Origin of the sequence: Sphingobacterium sp. E70, from assembly GCF_019285695.1 — a bacterium.
Classification (GTDB): Bacteria; Bacteroidota; Bacteroidia; order Sphingobacteriales; family Sphingobacteriaceae; genus Sphingobacterium; species Sphingobacterium detergens.
In genome coordinates this window covers 1,057,910-1,074,970 of the sequence record NZ_CP079104.1, presented here as the reverse complement: position 1 = coordinate 1,074,970, position 17,061 = coordinate 1,057,910, and the positions used below count along the sequence as shown (strand labels likewise).

Annotated in this window: 22 protein-coding genes, 1 tRNA gene and 4 pseudogenes; 25 read left to right on the top strand and 2 right to left on the bottom strand. The window is 40.8% G+C overall.

What is annotated here, in order from left to right; all coding sequences use genetic code 11:
* Positions 1 to 25: 25 nt before the first annotated feature.
* The 21 genes and pseudogenes from KUH03_RS07770 (at position 26) to KUH03_RS07665 (ending at position 13,466) form a co-directional block, all read left to right on the top strand.
* Positions 26 to 403 (top strand): hypothetical protein, encoded by a 378-nt coding sequence (locus KUH03_RS07770; RefSeq protein WP_257092281.1) that lies wholly within the window; start codon positions 26 to 28, stop codon positions 401 to 403.
* Positions 388 to 630 carry a FecR domain-containing protein gene (locus KUH03_RS07765; protein WP_257092280.1) on the top strand — a complete coding sequence of 81 codons (243 nt, stop codon included), beginning with the start codon at positions 388 to 390 and terminating at the stop codon, positions 628 to 630. Before KUH03_RS07770 ends, KUH03_RS07765 begins: the two co-directional genes overlap by 16 nt.
* Positions 597 to 1,058 carry a DUF4974 domain-containing protein gene (locus KUH03_RS07760; protein WP_257092279.1) on the top strand — a complete coding sequence of 154 codons (462 nt, stop codon included), beginning with the start codon at positions 597 to 599 and terminating at the stop codon, positions 1,056 to 1,058. Before KUH03_RS07765 ends, KUH03_RS07760 begins: the two co-directional genes overlap by 34 nt.
* Positions 1,059 to 1,129: 71 nt before the next feature.
* Positions 1,130 to 1,456, top strand: a complete 327-nt coding sequence (locus tag KUH03_RS07755; RefSeq protein ID WP_257092278.1) for a carboxypeptidase regulatory-like domain-containing protein — start codon at positions 1,130 to 1,132, stop codon at positions 1,454 to 1,456.
* Positions 1,457 to 1,463: 7 nt separating this feature from the next.
* Positions 1,464 to 1,883 (top strand): TonB-dependent receptor plug domain-containing protein, encoded by a 420-nt coding sequence (locus tag KUH03_RS07750; RefSeq protein ID WP_257096764.1) that lies wholly within the window; start codon positions 1,464 to 1,466, stop codon positions 1,881 to 1,883.
* Positions 1,880 to 2,101, top strand: a complete 222-nt coding sequence (locus KUH03_RS07745) for a hypothetical protein (protein ID WP_257092277.1) — start codon at positions 1,880 to 1,882, stop codon at positions 2,099 to 2,101. The genes KUH03_RS07750 and KUH03_RS07745 overlap by 4 nt, the downstream gene beginning before the upstream one ends.
* A 38-nt stretch (positions 2,102 to 2,139) precedes the next feature.
* On the top strand, positions 2,140 to 2,613 hold the full coding sequence (locus tag KUH03_RS07740) for a hypothetical protein (protein WP_257092276.1): 474 nt from the start codon (positions 2,140 to 2,142) through the stop codon (positions 2,611 to 2,613).
* On the top strand, positions 2,610 to 2,924 hold the full coding sequence (locus KUH03_RS07735) for a hypothetical protein (RefSeq protein WP_257092275.1): 315 nt from the start codon (positions 2,610 to 2,612) through the stop codon (positions 2,922 to 2,924). Before KUH03_RS07740 ends, KUH03_RS07735 begins: the two co-directional genes overlap by 4 nt.
* Positions 2,807 to 3,394 (top strand): annotated as a pseudogene (locus KUH03_RS07730) (TonB-dependent receptor domain-containing protein); the annotation flags it as partial. The gene KUH03_RS07735 and the pseudogene KUH03_RS07730, both read left to right, overlap by 118 nt.
* Positions 3,395 to 3,495: 101 nt before the next feature.
* Positions 3,496 to 3,582 (top strand): annotated as a pseudogene (locus tag KUH03_RS48305) (hypothetical protein); the annotation flags it as partial.
* A gap of 54 nt (positions 3,583 to 3,636) precedes the next feature.
* Positions 3,637 to 4,152: a hypothetical protein gene (locus KUH03_RS07725; RefSeq protein WP_257092274.1), complete on the top strand. Its 516-nt coding sequence runs from the start codon at positions 3,637 to 3,639 to the stop codon at positions 4,150 to 4,152.
* Between the two features lie 209 nt (positions 4,153 to 4,361).
* Positions 4,362 to 4,658 carry a hypothetical protein gene (locus KUH03_RS07720; protein ID WP_257092273.1) on the top strand — a complete coding sequence of 99 codons (297 nt, stop codon included), beginning with the start codon at positions 4,362 to 4,364 and terminating at the stop codon, positions 4,656 to 4,658.
* Positions 4,659 to 4,674: 16 nt separating this feature from the next.
* Entirely contained in the window at positions 4,675 to 5,328 is a 654-nt protein-coding gene (locus KUH03_RS07715) for a hypothetical protein (RefSeq protein ID WP_257092272.1), read from the top strand.
* On the top strand, positions 5,306 to 5,737 hold the full coding sequence (locus KUH03_RS07710; RefSeq protein ID WP_257092271.1) for a RagB/SusD family nutrient uptake outer membrane protein: 432 nt from the start codon (positions 5,306 to 5,308) through the stop codon (positions 5,735 to 5,737). Before KUH03_RS07715 ends, KUH03_RS07710 begins: the two co-directional genes overlap by 23 nt.
* Positions 5,738 to 5,767: 30 nt before the next feature.
* Positions 5,768 to 7,144 (top strand): aryl-sulfate sulfotransferase, encoded by a 1,377-nt coding sequence (locus KUH03_RS07705; RefSeq protein ID WP_257092270.1) that lies wholly within the window; start codon positions 5,768 to 5,770, stop codon positions 7,142 to 7,144.
* Positions 7,145 to 7,381: 237 nt separating this feature from the next.
* Positions 7,382 to 7,870, top strand: coding sequence for a glycoside hydrolase domain-containing protein (locus KUH03_RS07700; RefSeq protein WP_257092269.1), 489 nt, complete (start codon positions 7,382 to 7,384; stop codon positions 7,868 to 7,870).
* A gap of 23 nt (positions 7,871 to 7,893) precedes the next feature.
* A pseudogene (locus tag KUH03_RS07690) lies at positions 7,894 to 10,385 on the top strand (glycoside hydrolase domain-containing protein).
* Between the two features lie 137 nt (positions 10,386 to 10,522).
* Positions 10,523 to 11,585 (top strand): annotated as a pseudogene (locus tag KUH03_RS48300) (DUF5107 domain-containing protein).
* Positions 11,567 to 11,755: a hypothetical protein gene (locus KUH03_RS07675; RefSeq protein ID WP_257092265.1), complete on the top strand. Its 189-nt coding sequence runs from the start codon at positions 11,567 to 11,569 to the stop codon at positions 11,753 to 11,755. The pseudogene KUH03_RS48300 and the gene KUH03_RS07675 overlap by 19 nt, the downstream one beginning before the upstream one ends.
* Before the next feature lie 11 nt (positions 11,756 to 11,766).
* Positions 11,767 to 13,203 carry a hypothetical protein gene (locus tag KUH03_RS07670; RefSeq protein WP_257092264.1) on the top strand — a complete coding sequence of 479 codons (1,437 nt, stop codon included), beginning with the start codon at positions 11,767 to 11,769 and terminating at the stop codon, positions 13,201 to 13,203.
* Between the two features lie 2 nt (positions 13,204 to 13,205).
* The gene (locus tag KUH03_RS07665; RefSeq protein ID WP_257092263.1) at positions 13,206 to 13,466 is read left to right on the top strand and encodes a hypothetical protein; all 261 of its coding nucleotides are present in this window, start codon (positions 13,206 to 13,208) and stop codon (positions 13,464 to 13,466) included.
* Positions 13,467 to 13,800: 334 nt separating this feature from the next.
* Here KUH03_RS07665 and KUH03_RS07660 read toward each other — a convergent pair.
* Both KUH03_RS07660 and KUH03_RS07655 read right to left on the bottom strand, forming a co-directional pair.
* A tRNA-Pro gene (locus KUH03_RS07660) sits at positions 13,801 to 13,874 on the bottom strand.
* 249 nt (positions 13,875 to 14,123) lie between these two features.
* Positions 14,124 to 14,687, bottom strand: a complete 564-nt coding sequence (locus tag KUH03_RS07655; RefSeq protein WP_257092262.1) for a porin family protein — start codon at positions 14,685 to 14,687, stop codon at positions 14,124 to 14,126.
* Between the two features lie 450 nt (positions 14,688 to 15,137).
* Here KUH03_RS07655 and KUH03_RS07650 point away from each other — a divergent pair, with 450 nt between their 5' ends.
* The 4 genes from KUH03_RS07650 to KUH03_RS07635 are packed head-to-tail and all read left to right on the top strand — an operon-like array spanning position 15,138 to position 16,793.
* Positions 15,138 to 15,512: an RNA polymerase sigma factor gene (locus KUH03_RS07650; protein WP_257092261.1), complete on the top strand. Its 375-nt coding sequence runs from the start codon at positions 15,138 to 15,140 to the stop codon at positions 15,510 to 15,512.
* On the top strand, positions 15,500 to 15,670 hold the full coding sequence (locus tag KUH03_RS07645) for a sigma-70 region 4 domain-containing protein (protein WP_257092260.1): 171 nt from the start codon (positions 15,500 to 15,502) through the stop codon (positions 15,668 to 15,670). Before KUH03_RS07650 ends, KUH03_RS07645 begins: the two co-directional genes overlap by 13 nt.
* Positions 15,667 to 16,068 (top strand): hypothetical protein, encoded by a 402-nt coding sequence (locus KUH03_RS07640; protein WP_257092259.1) that lies wholly within the window; start codon positions 15,667 to 15,669, stop codon positions 16,066 to 16,068. The genes KUH03_RS07645 and KUH03_RS07640 overlap by 4 nt, the downstream gene beginning before the upstream one ends.
* Positions 15,996 to 16,793 (top strand): FecR family protein, encoded by a 798-nt coding sequence (locus KUH03_RS07635; RefSeq protein ID WP_257092258.1) that lies wholly within the window; start codon positions 15,996 to 15,998, stop codon positions 16,791 to 16,793. The genes KUH03_RS07640 and KUH03_RS07635 overlap by 73 nt, the downstream gene beginning before the upstream one ends.
* The last annotated feature ends 268 nt before the right edge of the window (positions 16,794 to 17,061 follow it).

The following is a 17,061-nucleotide window of genomic DNA, read 5'->3' as shown; positions in this document are numbered from 1 at the left end:
TGCTCGCAACTGGGTAGCAACTGTTATGAATCGTAAGCAATTATTAAATAAATTCCTGGCAAATCAATGCTCAGCGGAAGAGGCTAAACTTGTCTTCTCCTGGCTTAATGAGAACCCGAAATTATTGGATGATCTGATCTCGGAGGATGATTGGACCTCTTATATTGCACAGGAGAAAAATGTTAAGCGTAGGAACGGCAATATTTCAAAGATATTTACTGTTTTTGTCGTCTTTGGCTTGCTGTTTTTTTGCTCAAATCTGTTTGAGGAACGGCATGGTCAAATTGCACAAGACATCATCAGGAAGACCTATTATAATCCGTTATCTCGGCCCAAAGAAATTATTACGGACGATGAATCTCATCTTATTCTTGCACCGGGGCATTGGTGCAGGTCAGAATAAAATCAAATCTTGATTTCAGATATGTAAAGGTATTGGAGGGAAAAGTTCAATTTGAAGTAGCAAAAGATCCATCTAAGCCTTTTATTGTGGAGAGTGACCAATTGACAACAACCGCACTCGGAACACAATTTATTGTAAACTACACAAGCCGCTCTAAAGACGTCCTTGTACAGTTGCTGGAAGGAAGGTACGTGTGGCACATATCATGCAAAGTGCAGCGCAGGTAAAAATCCTGAAACCTGGACAGCAAATTCACTTCTCAGCAGCTTCGCAAATGGTTCTTTCCGACTTCGGAAACACTAGTAAAGGAACTGACCGTTTAGTTAATTTCTTACCACGGCTTATAAGTACAGCGAAAGAAAAAGAATATAGTTACCCAATGACGATTCATCAATCGACAAACTGGTTGGAAATGGAAGAAACTTCCCTGTCTGAAATTATCCAATATATCAATCATGAACTAGATATGCCCGTATCGTATGACTCGCTACTGGTCAGGAATTATCGTTTAAAAGGACGTTTCCGAAGGAATGCGACAATGGATTTACAGGATAAAACACAATTGGCTGAATCCATTCTACAATTGATTGTTGAAGTAAATCCGTTTAAGTTGGAAAAACAACAGAACACATATATACTCAAACCTAAAAAATAGAATTATGGTAAAACTCAACTTAACCAAGAAACCATTTTTGTTTTGCTGCTGCTGACACTGATGTCCTTTCAATGTCTGGCTGGAACGATCAATGGTATTGTCAAGAATGCTGCCGGACAGCGTTTAGCTGGGGTCAGTATTATATTGAAAAATGCGGAAGCAATTTTTCGACGAGCAGTTCTAGTGCGTCAGACGGGAGCTTTCGTTTTGCGGAAGTCCCCAATGCCAAAGGTTATGAATTGACCTTTTCCTATGTAGGTTATCAGACTTATGTAGAAAAAGATGTACAAGTGTCAGTTTCGGGTGCGACAACCCTTTCTATTATCCTGGAGGATCAGGTCAACCAATTGGAAGATGTAGTGGTGATCGGCTATGGTAAGCAGAAAAAAGTGATCTGACGGGGCCATTGCTTCGCTTTCGAGCAATGAACTAACAAAAGGTGGTGCCGTGAGTAATGTCGGGCAAGCATTGCAAGGAAAAGCTTCAGGAGTAGTAGTAACACAAAACTCGAAAGCTCCCGGAGGGAGTACATCTATTCGGATTCGAGGAACAAATTCCATCAGTGGAAGTAATGATCCATTATATGTTATTGATGGTTTCCCGACAAATAATGGGATCAATATCAACCCAGATGATATCGCCTCTATGGACATTCTCAAAGATGCATCAGCAACAGCGATCTATGGATCCAGGGGTGCAAACGGTGTTATCATCATTACGACGAAACGAGGTAAAACAGATCAAAATAATATTACTTATAGTGGTTATGTGGGGACGCAAAATCCGATTAATCCCTTCACTTTTTGGATGGCAAGCAATATATGAATCTGGCTAATGCATTGTATAAAGAAATTAAGGGGCGAGAAAATCAGGAATATGCAGTATACACAAAATCACAGCTTGAGTCGGATGTCAATACCGATTGGATAAAAGAGACGATGCGCAATAGCATTTTGCAGAATCATAACCTACAGTTTTCGGGAGGTGGCGAGAAAACAAAAGTATTGACAAGCCTAGGCTATTTTGATCAAAAAGGGTTCTGAAGACAACGGATTTTAATCGGGTATCGGGGCGTATCAATGTGGATCAAAAAGTTAACGATTTTATTCGAGCTGGTGCAACTTTGTCTGCCCAACGAGAGAAATCCAATATGCAGGTATATGATGGAAATATTTTGAATTCCAATGTATTGTATAGCATCCTGACTTATGATCCTACGGTTCCAGTGTATAACGCTGATGGTAGCTTTGGAAGGCCTCCAGGCGGACAAGGTGATAATCCATTGGCCAACTTAATTTCTCGAATCAACGACGTGCAACGCGACAAATTAAACGGAAATATCTTCGTCGAAGTCAATCCGATCAAAGAATTGACATTACGTATGAATGCTGGGACAGAGATCACCCATGATCAATTAGGCAGCTATCTGACCAGAGATTCTTATCAAGGGGTATCGACGATGGGGTTGCTAGTCAGGCTGACTATAATGAAACACATAATCTTATTGATTTTTATGCGACATACGCAAAAGTATTTAACGAAAAGCATAGCTTGAATGTGATGGGTGGTTATTCGTACGAAAAATATGTGCGTAACAATAAGGGCATAAACGTCAAAGGATTTTCGACTGATTTATTAGAGTACAATAATGTAGGGATGGCCTCAAGTATTACTGGTGTGAATTCTGCAAAATCTGAGAATCTTGTGATCTCTTTCTTTGGCCGTGTAAATTATGCTTATAACGATAAATACCTGTTGACGGCGACCTTAAGGCGGACGGCTCTTCACGTTTCAGCCCCAATCACCGTTGGGGAACTTTTCCTTCGGCGGCCTTTGCCTGGAAAATTAATAACGAAGACTTTATGAAAGAACAACAGTTGTTTTCAGATTTAAAGTTTAGATTGGGCTACGGTCAAACCGGAAATGACCGCGTGGCGGACTACGCTTCCTATGGTTTAATGGATAATGGACACTATACTTTTGATGGTGTCAATAATGCGGGTGGTGTAAAGCAAAATCCGAATTACCCCGAAAACGATAAACTAAAATGGGAATCCACCACGCAGTATAATGTAGGTGTTGATTTTTCATTCTTTAAAAATAGATTGGCATTTACCTTGGATGCTTACTATAAGAAGACAAACGATCTCTTAATAAGAAGTATACTACCATACTACACTGGATATAGTTCTGGACAGCGCAATCTGGGCACGATGAATAATAAAGGATTGGAATTTTCGGTAACCAGCAAGAATATGACGGGTGAATTTACCTGGGAAACAAAATTAAACTTAGCTATGAACCGCAATAAAGTTTCCAGTCTCGGTGGTGAACCCGATCAACTATTGACTTCTTCAAAACCAATGGGCAATGTCTCGGAGGAGGCTTATTCTGTGATCCGTGTAGGTGAATCGTTAGGATCCTTGTTTGGTTATAAATATCTTGGTGTAATTCAACAAGGGAGAAGTATGCTCCTCAACCTAACGCAGATCCCGGTGATCCGAAATTTGCGGATGTCAATGGTGACGGCACGATCAACTCAGCTGACCGTACAATCATTGGTCGGGGATATCCGAAATTGAATTTTGGTATGACCAATACATTTACCTATAAACATTTCGATCTAACTGCGTTTGTCTATGGGAATATAGGAAACGATATGCTCAATATGACGCGTATGAATCTCGAATGGCAACGGAGTACAGAAGCGTTAAATCGATGGACACCGACCAATACCAACACGGATATTCCAAGAAATGGATTTTATTATATGAGTTATGGCGGATATATCAATGATCATTTTGTTGAAAATGCATCTTTCTTACGCTTACGGAACTTGACATTGGGTTATACCGTTCCATTGAAAACGAAAGCAATTCAATCCATCCGTGTGTACGGCATGGCGGAAAACTTATTTACAATCAGTAATTACTCCGGTTGGGATCCAGAGGTGGATACCAAAGGTTATGAAAATGATGCCTTGGTAAAGAATAGGTCCGGAAATAACCAGAGTGCTAATGCCGGTGTGGGATTGGACTTCAATTCCTATCCTTCAATGCGTTCATTTACTTTTGGCGTTAGTGCCACATTTTAATATGTAACACCCAAAATTCTATACGACATGAACAAGATTAAAACGAATATAAAATATATGCTGGGAATAGCTGGACTAGCCTCTATTCTTACGGAAGTTTGCAAAGTTGCACCAAGCTCGAACCAAAGTTATATAGCGATCTAACAACTAAAAACGCCTATTCAACAGAAAGCGATATTAATGCAGCCTTAACAGGTATATATACAAGTTTGTCACCTTATCCCGGTGATGCTTATTTATATTATGCGGGATATCTGGTAATGATTACAGATTACGCGACTGACATAGGCTTTTCTACGGCAGCTGGAGACCCTACACGGATGAGTAATTTTACATACGATGACAATAACCGATATTTTAAGTTCAACTACCAAAATATGTATCAGGTTATCAGTAATGCGAATATGCTGATTGACCGTATTGAAAATGTAACGATTTCTGAGGGGCGAAAAAGGAAATTATTGCACAGGCGAGATTTCTGCGCGCTTTATCCTATATGGATCTAACAGATGCTTGGGGCCTGTGCCACTAATTACTACGGTTAAAAATCCTACAGAGAGCTACAATGAGCCCTTGGCTCCCGTTGAAAAAATCGACGCACAGATTGCAGAAGATTGTCAATATGCAATGGATAACCTTCCGGAAAAATGGGCCGCCGAAATTGGACGTGCGACAAAAGGTGCCGCGCTTACACTGATGGGCAAGATGTATATGCGTTCACATAACTATGAAAAGGCAAAGGTTTATATTGATCAGGTACTGGCGCTGCGGACCAAAGGGATATATAAATTAAACCCTGACTTTAAGAAAGAATGGTCTGATGACAATAAGGTGGATATGGGCTTGATCTTTGGAGTTCTACATGAACCTACATTAAATGGAGGCGAGATTACAAATCACTTTGGTCCAACCGATAATCCAGAAGTACCGGATAGATGGCAATATTACGGTGTATCATTGGATTTTTGGCGGAAGTATAGTGATCTCGATCCGCGGAAAAAATTCTTCTATTACAATTACGAGGGTAAAGCGGCACGTGATAAAAATACGAAACATGGATTTTTTTACATGTTACCAGCAAAAGGGCAGACAACGCCTCCTAGTGATACAGTGAAGTTTTTGCAAAATGTCGCTACAAAAAAACTCCTACGATATGGTCAACAACTCCTATCTTGATGGACGTACCATACAAGTATTTCGTTTAGCGGATGTGATTTTGTGTAAAGCGGAAATTGAAAATGCATTGAAAGGACCCGCAGCTGCATTGCCTTACATCAATGAAGTTCGCAAACGGGCTGGTGCACCAGCTTACGGTGATCATCCAGACTTTCCAGTACCGACAAGTAAGGAACAGATGATCGATGCATTGGTGGATGAACGTGGTTTTGAACTGGTATTCGAGTATAAAAGACGCCAAGACTTGATCCGATTGGGACGGTATGAAAAAGTGAGTAATGCCTATCTTAAAGGTCGCGGATTGAGGGAGAATGTTACTGAAGCAATGCGGTATTTTCCTTATCCATTGGAAGAGGCCCGTTTACATCAGGAAATGACTGCAGCAAATCCATCGCGATTGCCTAAATAATAATAAGACGGAATAAAAAAATTTGTGCAGATGAAATTCTTCAAAGCAATTATCGTATTAACGGCCATAGTGGCTGCCTCTGCCGGTTACTATTATTACAGCAATCAGGTAGAAATCGAAACGATTGAACTCACATCACCCAATAACCTGCCCCTTGATGAGGATATTCATGTACGTCTGAACAAAGCGGCGGATGCCTATGTCGAATATTGGAAAGAGGATGGTGGGCAGGTCCATCAAACCGTTGTGTCGAAATCGTCACTGAATCATAACTTTCATCTCTTGACGCTGGAACCTAATAGCAGTTACAAATTTCGGGTGGTCATCGATCAAGTAATCCCCGTCAAATCCAGTGAACAGTCTTTTAAGACAAGACCCCAATCGCCATGGATGGTGCATGATTGGATCAAAGCCGACCACCCTCATGATGAAAAAGCACTGGGGAATGGCTTGATATTATTATGCTATCGTGGTTATCCCGGTTATATGGCTATGGTCGATGGGAAAGGAACGATCAGATGGTATTGGCAAGATGAGAAATTGGGCGTGCGCCTAGCTTCATTAACACCAAGGGGAACAATTTTAGCCTTACTGGCTCCTGCAAGTAAAGATGAGTTCAATAAACCCAACCAACCGAGTAAGAAATCAACCAATGCGAGTTATTATCTGCGTAGCGGAAGGATCGGATTTGTAGGTGGAACTGTATTGGTGGAGATTGATCTGACAGGGAAGGAAATTACCCGAATCGATCTGGATAAAAAGGGGATCGTCATGCATCACGATGTACAGATGGATAAGCAAAATAATATCGTTGGTATCGTCAGGGACTTTAGAATAGATGATAGACCCGGTCATCCAAAAGATACGCTCTGGGGAGACGCTATAATGACTATGGATACCAAAGGCAATGTGTTGAAAAAATGGTCCCCCTGGAAAAAATGGGATATTCAGAACGATAAAAAATTGGATAGCCTAAAACATGACCGATTCCACTTTAACACTATTTCTTTTGACAGAGACAGCAATTACCTCACTTCATCTCCAATTGAAAATCAAGTTTGGAAAATTGATGCGAAAACGGGCGATATCCTTTGGAAACTAGGAAAGGACGGTGATTTTAAATTGAATGAAAAAGACTTGTTCTATTTTCAGCATGCACCGCATATCACCAAAACTGGTGAACTGCTTCTTTTTGACAATGGTGATTTCTCTCCTCGCGATAGTACAACAGCCAATAAACAGTCCCGCGCCATCGCCTTCAACCTTGACCAAAAGAACAAAACGGCAACATTGGCTTATGCGGCACCTATTCCTAAAAACAATTTACAGCAAGAATGGGAAGTGCTTATGAATTGGAGAATGGCAATCTGCTGCAAACGAGTTCAAAGACAGGATCGGTGCTCATAACGGATAAAAAGGCAAAGTACGCTGGGAGTTAAATGCCTATTTTATACCTTATCGTGCCCTGTATGTCCCCGAGGAAATTTGGAATAAATATCGAAAAAACTAATGCATAAAAAGTATAAGATCACCTTGAGCAGAATGTGGTATACTGCAGGTATACCACATTCTGCTCAAGATGACTTTAATGGCAATTAATAACTATTTACGTGTACTGGTTTTTGCGTACACCTAACACCTTGTATGATGAAGAAAAGAACAGCCTATAGTAAGCTGGCAACAATCCTTGCCGTATCATTATTCGTAAACGCTGTCCATGCACAGCTTGCTTATCCGCCTGAAAAGCAAAAATGGGATGCGGATCAACTTGGTAATCACCGTGCGGTTCTCAAGATAAACACAGATCAAAAAGAGGTTCAAGCTGTTATTCCTTGGCGTAACCGATGGGTTGAGGCCAATCAAGAGGTCATAATTGTTGATAGTGCAAGTAATCAACAGCTATCGTCGATTAATTATCTCTGGATGAATACGGAATCAGGAGGCTTACGTTTTCGTCCGACTTCAGGCAAGGGAATATATTATGTTTATTATTTACCTTATAAAATGGGTGGACGTAGCCGAAATTATCCGGATGCGATCTACTTGAAAAATTCGACGCCAGCACCGGCTCAAGCTGCAAAAATGGCGCTATTAGTTCCAAAGGTATCACTGTTGAACGGTTTGAAGCGGTAGATCAGTATAATAGCAATGATCCGATGGAAGTGCTGGCTACTAAAGCGGAGATCAAAAGCTTCTTGAACAGCAACGCAAAAGAAGATTATTTTGTTTTTCCCGAAAGACGGGAGTCTCCCATCAAAATGGAAAATAACCTTCCACAACTGTGGGTGAAGAAAACTAAGGTTCCGAATCAACTGGAGGAAAAGCGCAAAAAGGGGAATACTATGCTTTTCAATTGGGATTGTGGTCGCCGAAGCGAGATCTTCAAACAGTTCAGGTATCATTTTCGGATTTTAAGTCTAGCGATGGGACAATTATTGCTGCCAATAACTTGAACTGTTTAAATACGCAAGGCACGGCTTATACAGGAGAGGCGATGCATTTGACGGTGAATGTACCTGTGAACAAGATACAAGCCCTTTGGTGTGGCATGCAAGTGCCGGAAAATATTCCGGGGACTTATGTCGGCACAGCCACCGTAAAAGCGAATAATGCTACAGCCAAGAAGGTCAAGCTCGTATTTCATGTGACGGACAATGCCAGTGGACTGGCAAGTGTTGACCAACCCTGGAAAATGACTCGATTGCCCTGGCTGAATTCAACGCTGGCGCAAAAGAATACTGTCATTGCACCCTATACGCCAATTGCTTTGACAGCTGATTCAACCTTACAGCTCTTGGGACGTGAAGTTAAGTTGAGCGCAACTGGTCTGCCCAAACAGATCAGTACATTTTTTACGCCGGAAATGACATCGATCTCCACAAAGCCAAATATATTGTTGTATGAACCTGTACATTTTCATTTCTATCGTGCTTCAGACGGAAAAGAAATACAGCTACAAGCTGCAGGCGTTCAATTTAAAGAGAAAAATGAAGGGGAGTTTCGTTGGATAGCGAAAAATGAATCCGCTGACCTGACAATGGAAGTGGAGGGGAAACTAGAATTTGATGGTTATCTACATTATGTCGTTAAACTAACAGCATTAAATGATATCACTTTAAAAGATATCAATATGCATATTCCGGTCATGCCTGACAAAGCAAACTATTTTATGGGGCTAGGACAGAAGGGCGGAAAGCGACCGGAACAGCTTTCATGGAAATGGGATGTCGCAAATAAGAATCAAGACGGTGGCTGGATTGGTGCTGTAAATGCAGGACTTCAGTTTTCACTGCGTGATGAGCATTATTCGCGACCACTTAACACAAACTTCTATCTTCAAAAACCATTGGTGCTACCAACCTCCTGGGGTAATGAGAATAAAGGTGGAATAGATATCGGTCTCAAGGGCAAATCGGTTTTGGTCAATAGCTATAGTGGTGAACGTCATCTTAAAAAAGGAGCAGTACTTTATTATAATTTTAATCTATTAATTACACCATTCCATCCCATAAATACGGAAGCACAATGGAATGAACGCTATTATCACGCTTATAAACCGGTGGATTCGGTCGTGGCAAGCGGATCCAATGTTATTAATATCCACCATGCTAATGTGATCAATCCCTATATCAATTATCCATTTATCGCGACCAAAGAGATGAAGCAATATATTGATCAGGCACATCATGCAGGGTTAAAAGTGAAGATCTACAATACGGTACGTGAGGTTTCCAACAGAGTGTACGAGCTCTATCCTTTGCGGAGCCTAGGCACGGAGGTATTTTCACCTGGAAAAGGTGGCGGTTATTCTTGGTTGCAGGAACATGTGGGCAACAATTACATTGCCGCTTGGTATGTGCCCGAATTTAAAGATGCTGCCCTTATCAACAGTGGTATGAATAGATGGCACAACTATTATGTGGAGGGTATGAACTGGCTGGTAGATCATATCGGTATCGATGGGATCTATTTGGATGATGTTGCTTTTGATCGGGTAACAATGAAGCGCATCAAACGAGTGTTGACCAAAAATGGGAAATCCGGTCTGATTGATTTACATTCGGCGAATCAATATAATAAAAGTGATGGCTTTAACAATAGTGCAAATCTCTATCTCGAGCATTTTCCTTATATCAATAGATTATGGTTTGGAGAATATTTTGATTATGAAAATAACCAACCTGATTTCTTCTTAACAGAAGTAAGTGGGATCCCTTTTGGATTGATGGGCGAAATGCTTCAGGATGGCGGTAATCCGTGGCGCGGAATGATCTATGGGATGACTAATCGGATGCCTTACCAAAAACTGACACCGAAGGACTTATGGAAGACTTGGGACAATTTTGGTATCAAAGGAAGCAATATGATTGGCTACTGGTCACCAAACATTCCGGTAAAGACAGATAACGAGAAGGTATTGACAACAGTTTATAGCAGACCTGGAAAAGCGATGGTCGCTATGGCTAGCTGGGCCGATACAGATGTTGATGTACGACTAGTTATTGATTGGGATAAACTAGGTATTGATCCGAAAAAGGCGAAACTGTCGATTCCAACAATAGCCAATTTTCAGTCGGGTACAGTATATAAATATGGAGATAAGATTTCTATTGCTAAGAATAAAGGAATCATTCTGCTCATAGAATAATAGACGTAGTCAGTATATAGCGTGGAGCTATTCTAGGTTCCAAGAAAGTAAGGAGGAATGTTGTTGTTGTCGAACTTGCCAGAGGTTATATAAAAACTTTTGGTAGCTAGTGAATTAATGAATAAATAGATATTTCAATGAAAAAATGGATAGTGATATTATTGCTGGGCAATTGTGCGCTCAGGGTATTGGCACAGCAGCCCGCAAGGATTTCTGAAGTAAAAAAGCGTTATACGACATACTCGTTTTCGGATCCAGACCCGATTGCTTCAGCACAGAAACTTTATCCTTATTTTCGATTTGACGGTTTTACAAATACTGCCATTGAAAAGGAATGGAAGACCGTGATCTTGGAAAATGACTATATCCGGGTTCAGGTTATGCCCGAAATAGGAGGCAAGATCTGGTCTGCCTATGATAAAGTAGGAAAGCGGGATTATATCTATAACAATGGGGTTGTGAAATTTAGAGACATTGCGATGCGGGACCTTGGACAAGCGGTGGTATTGAAGCGAATTATGGAATTATTGGTCATACCCCAATACATCTACTCCCGTGGATTATCTGTTACAAGAGCATGCCGATGGCAGCGTTAGTTGCTTTATCCATGCTTTTGATCTTTTGAGCCGTAGCAACTGGACTATGGAAATTCGCTTAGAAAAAGATAAAGGTTATTTCTCCACGCGTTCTTTCTGGTCCAATAGCAATGCCGTCGAACAACCTTACTATACCTGGATGAATCTAGGAGTGGCGGCTGGCGAGGATTTGAAGTTTTTGTATCCAGGGAATAAGTACATCGGTCATGATGGGGATGCACATTCATGGCCCATTGACGATAAAGGACGTGATCTATCCAATTATCGAGAAAATGCATTCGGCAGTTCGAAATCTTACCACGTCCTTGGGGCACATAGTAAGGCCTTTGGGGTATATTATAAAGATCGCGATAATGGTATGGCGCGATATGCCCTGCGTGAAGATAAATTGGGTAAGAAAATATTTCTGTGGTCACAAGCGGGCGATGGTCAGATCTGGGAGAAGCTGCTGACAGATCAGAGCGGTCAATATGTGGAGATTCAAAGTGGTCGACTATTCAATCAAAATGTGCCGTCAAGTAGTTTAACCCCATTCAAACAAATCGGATTTGCCCCTATCAGAGTGATGCATGGACGGAGTATTGGATGCCATTTGCAGGAATAGGCGAACCGAAAGGTTTTCAATTATCAGCTGCACTACAGGTGAAGCAAGACGCAAAAAAGCTACTGTTGACCGTCGATCCCAAACGAACGCTACAGGACAGCATCTTTGCTCTCGACAGTAATGGTATGATGCTTGGGGGAAACTATCTGTCCGCGCAAGTGGGGAAGTAAAACATATTGTTTTGGAACTAAAGAGTGAAGATGTTCCCTCTTATCTCAAAATAGGGAAAGATTATTTTGATTTAAGACAGAATGAGCTTGCTGCTGCTTTGAATCGACCTACTGAATCAAGCAGTGGTACGACGATAGATAGCAATCAAACCAAATTATTTGAAGCACGGGATTTGCTCCGGTTTAGGCAATACGGTCTAGCAGAAGACTTGTTAAACAGGTTGACGGAAAAGCAAGTTTCCAAATTGGATTTCTTGTTGGAAAAGGTCAAACTTGCTTGGTTCAGAATGGATTATAGGCAATGTTATGACTATGCAGGTCAGGCGCTAGCGATTGATACATACCATGCTCCCGCTAATTATTACTATGGTCTGGCTGCGATTAAGTTGGGGAAGAAACATGATGCTTTGGACGGATTTGAAGTTGCATCGTTAGATCCTACATGGCGCAGTGCTGCTTATCTACAGCTTGCCAAGTACCACTACCGGATTAAGCAGGATGAGCCTGCGCTTGCCTATACCGAAAAAGCGATACTGGCAAACGCCTTAAATATAGATGCCCTACAATTGCAGCTGCTTATTCAGAAGCGAAAAGGAATAACGTTGGATACGGCTTTGTGTCGCCGCATTGCTCAATACGATCCTTTCAATGCTTTTATTCAATTTGAAGAGAAAAATGAAGTGTTATCAAGGCAGGAATTCGCTTCGGAAAAATGCTTTGAACTGGCTATTTGGTATGCCGATCTACACGAATATAAACGAGCGTCTACCCTACTTAATAAAAATAAACCGCATACAGAGATGTTATTGTGGTTGGCTTGGCTGACCAAAGATGAACCGATGGTGAGCCAAGGCTACCTAACACGTGCCGCAGCAAGCAACCCTGCCTTTGTGTTTCCTTTTCGAGAAGAGAGCGCACCGGTGTTTGAATGGGCCGGAGAACAGCTCAAAAACTGGAAAGTAGCTTATTTGAAGGCCCTACTTTATCGTTTCCGAAATCAAGGCGAAAAAGCAAAGCAACTATTAGCTGCCGTGACGACTGAACCTTCGGATTTTGGGGCTTACTTTGCCCTGAAATCCAGTCTTGAGGAAGATAAACAGATCGATATGTCTATTACAGCTATGCGACAAGCGGTAACCACGGAGCCGAATGAATGGCGATATGGCCTTCGTTTAGTTGAATTATTAAATAAAGGAAAACAGTATGACCAGGCGCTCCAGGTCAGTACAAAGTATCGCGACGCATTTCCAAAGAACTATATACTGACCTTGGCACATGTGCGGACTTTGTTGTTGAATAAAGAATATCAACGCGCTGAAGCTGAATTGCAAAAGATCGAAATACTTCCTTTTGAAGGGGCAACCGAAGGACATAACTACTATGTACAAACCAAATTAATGCTGGCTTATCAATACCTGCAGCAAAAAAGTATAAGGAAGCAAACCTGAAGGTGGAAGAGTCTAGAGCTTGGCCATCTCAACTCGGTGTAGGTGAGCCGTATCCGGATGAAAAAAACGAAATTCTGGCAGATTGGCTGGCAGCATATCTGCAAAAGAAAATTGGGAATAGTACCGGTGAAACAAATCTTCTACAGCAGATAAGCCAACGCAAGCAGTCCAAAAATAGGTACGAATCGCTACTTCAACAGGCGGCTATACAGCAATTAGCAAATAAGGGAGTTACGGGCGGCTGCGGGAAAGCTGCCCCTTAATAGACCAATCAAATGCAAACTTTTTGATCAGATACAAAAGATAATTTAACAGTGTATTGGCCGGAGTTGATCCGACGAATCTATTTTGAACAAGATCAACGTATGTTTTAACTTTGATAAAGTCGATAATGAGTTGTTGTTCTATTCGGTCGATCAGAAGGAGTTATACCATCGGTCATGCTATAGGGTCGGATTTTTGATCGCTTTATACTGAATCCGGATGGAGGTAATATTACCAACCGGTCTTCCGTCGTTTTAATGAACAATAGAACAATGTGTTATAAAAACAAAGCCCATACTTAATTTTAACAGTTAAGTATGGGCTTTATTTTTGTCGGGATGGCCGGATTTGAACCGACGACCTCCAGCACCCCATGCTGGCGCGATACCGGGCTACGCTACATCCCGAATTATTCCAATATAGATCTGAGGATCCTAAACTTGTTTTTTCAGGAATAATTTTTGGTGGTGCTAAAATAATAATTATTGACAAAAATAAAATCTAAATAAAAAAAAGGATGTCCAAATAAATGGTCGGACATCCTTTTTTTTTTTCTTCAATTCGTATCCTCCTGTGCACTTTTTCAAAAAGTCCATTCTCAGAGTACTTTTGTTATGGTATCAACTTCTTTTGAAACTGTTTTTGAGAAATTGCAGTTAGAATTTATACCCAACCATAATGCCGACCGTTTTGTTTTTGGCATCCAAAGTTTTGTCCACACTTGTGAATCCATGGCTGTAGTAAGCGTCTACTGTAAAGCAACTGACGTCAATACCGATTCCTGCTCTTCCATCAAGAGAGAATTTCTTATAATCTGTAGCTGCGCTGGATTTGACCGTCTTTAGATCATAATTTAATTGTGGCCCCAATAGGCCCCGAAGGCTGAAATCACCATTTTGCAAAAATGTATAACCGACTTGGAGTGGAAGATTGATCTGATAGAATTTAGGCGTCTTTTGTGTGTTTTCAAAAGTATATTCTTTTCGCAATAGACTAGCTCCAATGCCCGGTTGGAAGAAGATACGATCTCCAATCCGTGCAAATGCTGCAACAGAAACACCTACTTTGCCGTTATTGTCTTTAACGGATTTATTGCCAAATGACGTCATGTGATAGTTGCTCCCTATTTGTATGCCATAGGTAACTTCCTGTGCTTTTAATGTACCTGTTACTCCTAATAATGTCAATGCCACTAAGGCCGCTTTGATTGTTGTTTTCATCTGTGATACTATTTTTTTGTTATCTAGTTTTTAGTGTTCTTTTATTCTATGACAACGGAAAATCAGTATACCCTTAGAAAAAAACATTTTTCTATTTTTAGATAATTAACTTTAGTTCCAATCTTACATAGCTGATAGCACATTGTCATCATTTAATTCGACTGGATGTACATCTCGTAGGATCAACTCGAGTATACAGAGAGGATAATAGCAGTTTATACTGAAGAATTATGTTCTCGGAATATATGGAGGATAGGGGAACGATCGTACATATTGATCGATGACCTCAGGTATAGAAATAGCGTGTAATGGTTTTTAATAACTGGTTATTAGTAAGTTGATGGAGGGCTATTATCAGTGAGAAAAAAAAGTAAAAATAAATAAGGGTAATGACTACTTGTGTTGTCTTAGTATAAAGTAGATTGTTTAATCAAATGGTAGATTTGGCCAATGTCGGAAAATAAAGAAAAGAATTTCGAGCAGCTTTTTCGAGCGCATTACAAGGAATTGCATCGTTATGCTTTTAGATACTTGGGGGATAGTGATGGTGCTGAGGAAGTCGTACAGCAAGTATTTCTGAGGTTATGGGAGAAAGATTGGGAAGAGCAGATTCATACTTCGCTGAAAGCTTACCTCTATCGTGCTATCTATAATGAGAGCATGAATGTTCTCAAAAAGGAACAACGTAAGTTCAAATATCAGTCTTATGAACAACATAGACAGGAATGGGAGCCTGCGGTGGATGAAAGCAGTAAGGACCTGGATAAAAAACTGCAGGTAGCTCTGGCTGAACTGCCCGAAAAAGCAGGACGGTGTTTGAGCTGAGCCGCTTTCAGGAGATGAAATACAAGGACATTGCAACAACATTGGATCTTTCGATAAAAACAGTCGAAGGGCATATGAGCAAGGTCCTGCGTCATCTACGTGTTGAGCTTATGGATTATTTAACATTGATTATTTTCTATCTTATCTATATGCTATGAATAAGGAATTACTGGAAAGATATATCGTTGGGGAAACTAACGAAGCAGAGAATAATCTGGTACAACGCTGGTTGGAGGAAGATCCTGACAATAAAGCGGAATACCTAAAAGTGAAAAATGTATTTCTATCTTATCTATATGCTATGAATAAGGAATTGCTAGAAAGACATATGGTCGGGGAAACGAATGAAGCTGAGCGTATGATCGTAGAGGAATGGTTGGAAAAAGACGCTAATAATAGGGAGGCATATTTGCAAATGAAAAAATTATGGGATAGTCTACCTAAACCCTGGAGGTTCCAGAAGTGGATGTGGATAAGGCTTGGATGGATTTTAAAGTTGTTCGGGACAGGAGAGCATCGGAACTTACTGAAATCCCCAACAGGAAAACAAAACTGATTCAATGGAATTGGTGGGCTGCGGCGAGTATTTTGTTGCTATGCATGGTGGGATTCTATGTATTTGACCGTTCACAGCGAAAAGAAATGCATCTTGCCAGCCAAGACACAATACTTCAAGATTCGCTACCCGACGGGTCTATGGTGACACTCAACAAAAATACTGAGCTAGCGTACTCAAGCACCTGGAGCAATAAAAACAGAAATGTGGAATTGAAAACAGGAGAGGTGTTTTTTCAGGTGCAAAAAGATAAAAAGCATCCTTTTGTGATAGCAACAGGTAATACGAAGATCACAGTACTGGGGACAAGTTTTAATGTGCGTCGCATTCCCAATGCAACGGAGGTCATCGTCGCCACAGGATTGGTTAAAGTGGCTTATGCAGATAAAGAGATTTTCCTGCGACCAGATCAGATGCTGACGATCAGAGATGCAGATACCATGAAAGTTGAAAAGAAACCCGTTCAGGATAAATTCTACAAATACTATGTAGATCGTGAGTTTAATTTTGAAAATACACCTTTAAAGAGGGTTGCTGAGGTACTTAGTCATGCATATGATTATAAGGTTATGATCGACGATCCTGCTCTTGAAAAAATACCGTATACTGCCGAATTTAAACAAAATAGTTTGGCAGAAATACTCAAGGTGATGGCAAAGAGCTTGGACTTAAAGATTGAGGTCCGGGACAAAGAAATCCACTTAACAAGTAATAAAAAGCAATAACATGTTTTCGAAACAAAATCGTACAGATAGCATCATGATACTATTTTTATAAAGCGAATCAGGTTTTATATCCTATTCTTTCTGCTATGCTCCTTTCATTGGGGGCTAGCGCAGCAAAAGCTCGCTGCTGAAATTCAAATGCCTGCTTTCTCTAAAGCAACGGTTGGCGAAGTCTTTCAGCTACTAAAGGAACGGCAAGATGTGCTGTTTTCCTTCAATGGAAATATCTTACAGATGGATAGTGTCATTTACCCAAGGGCTTTTAAGG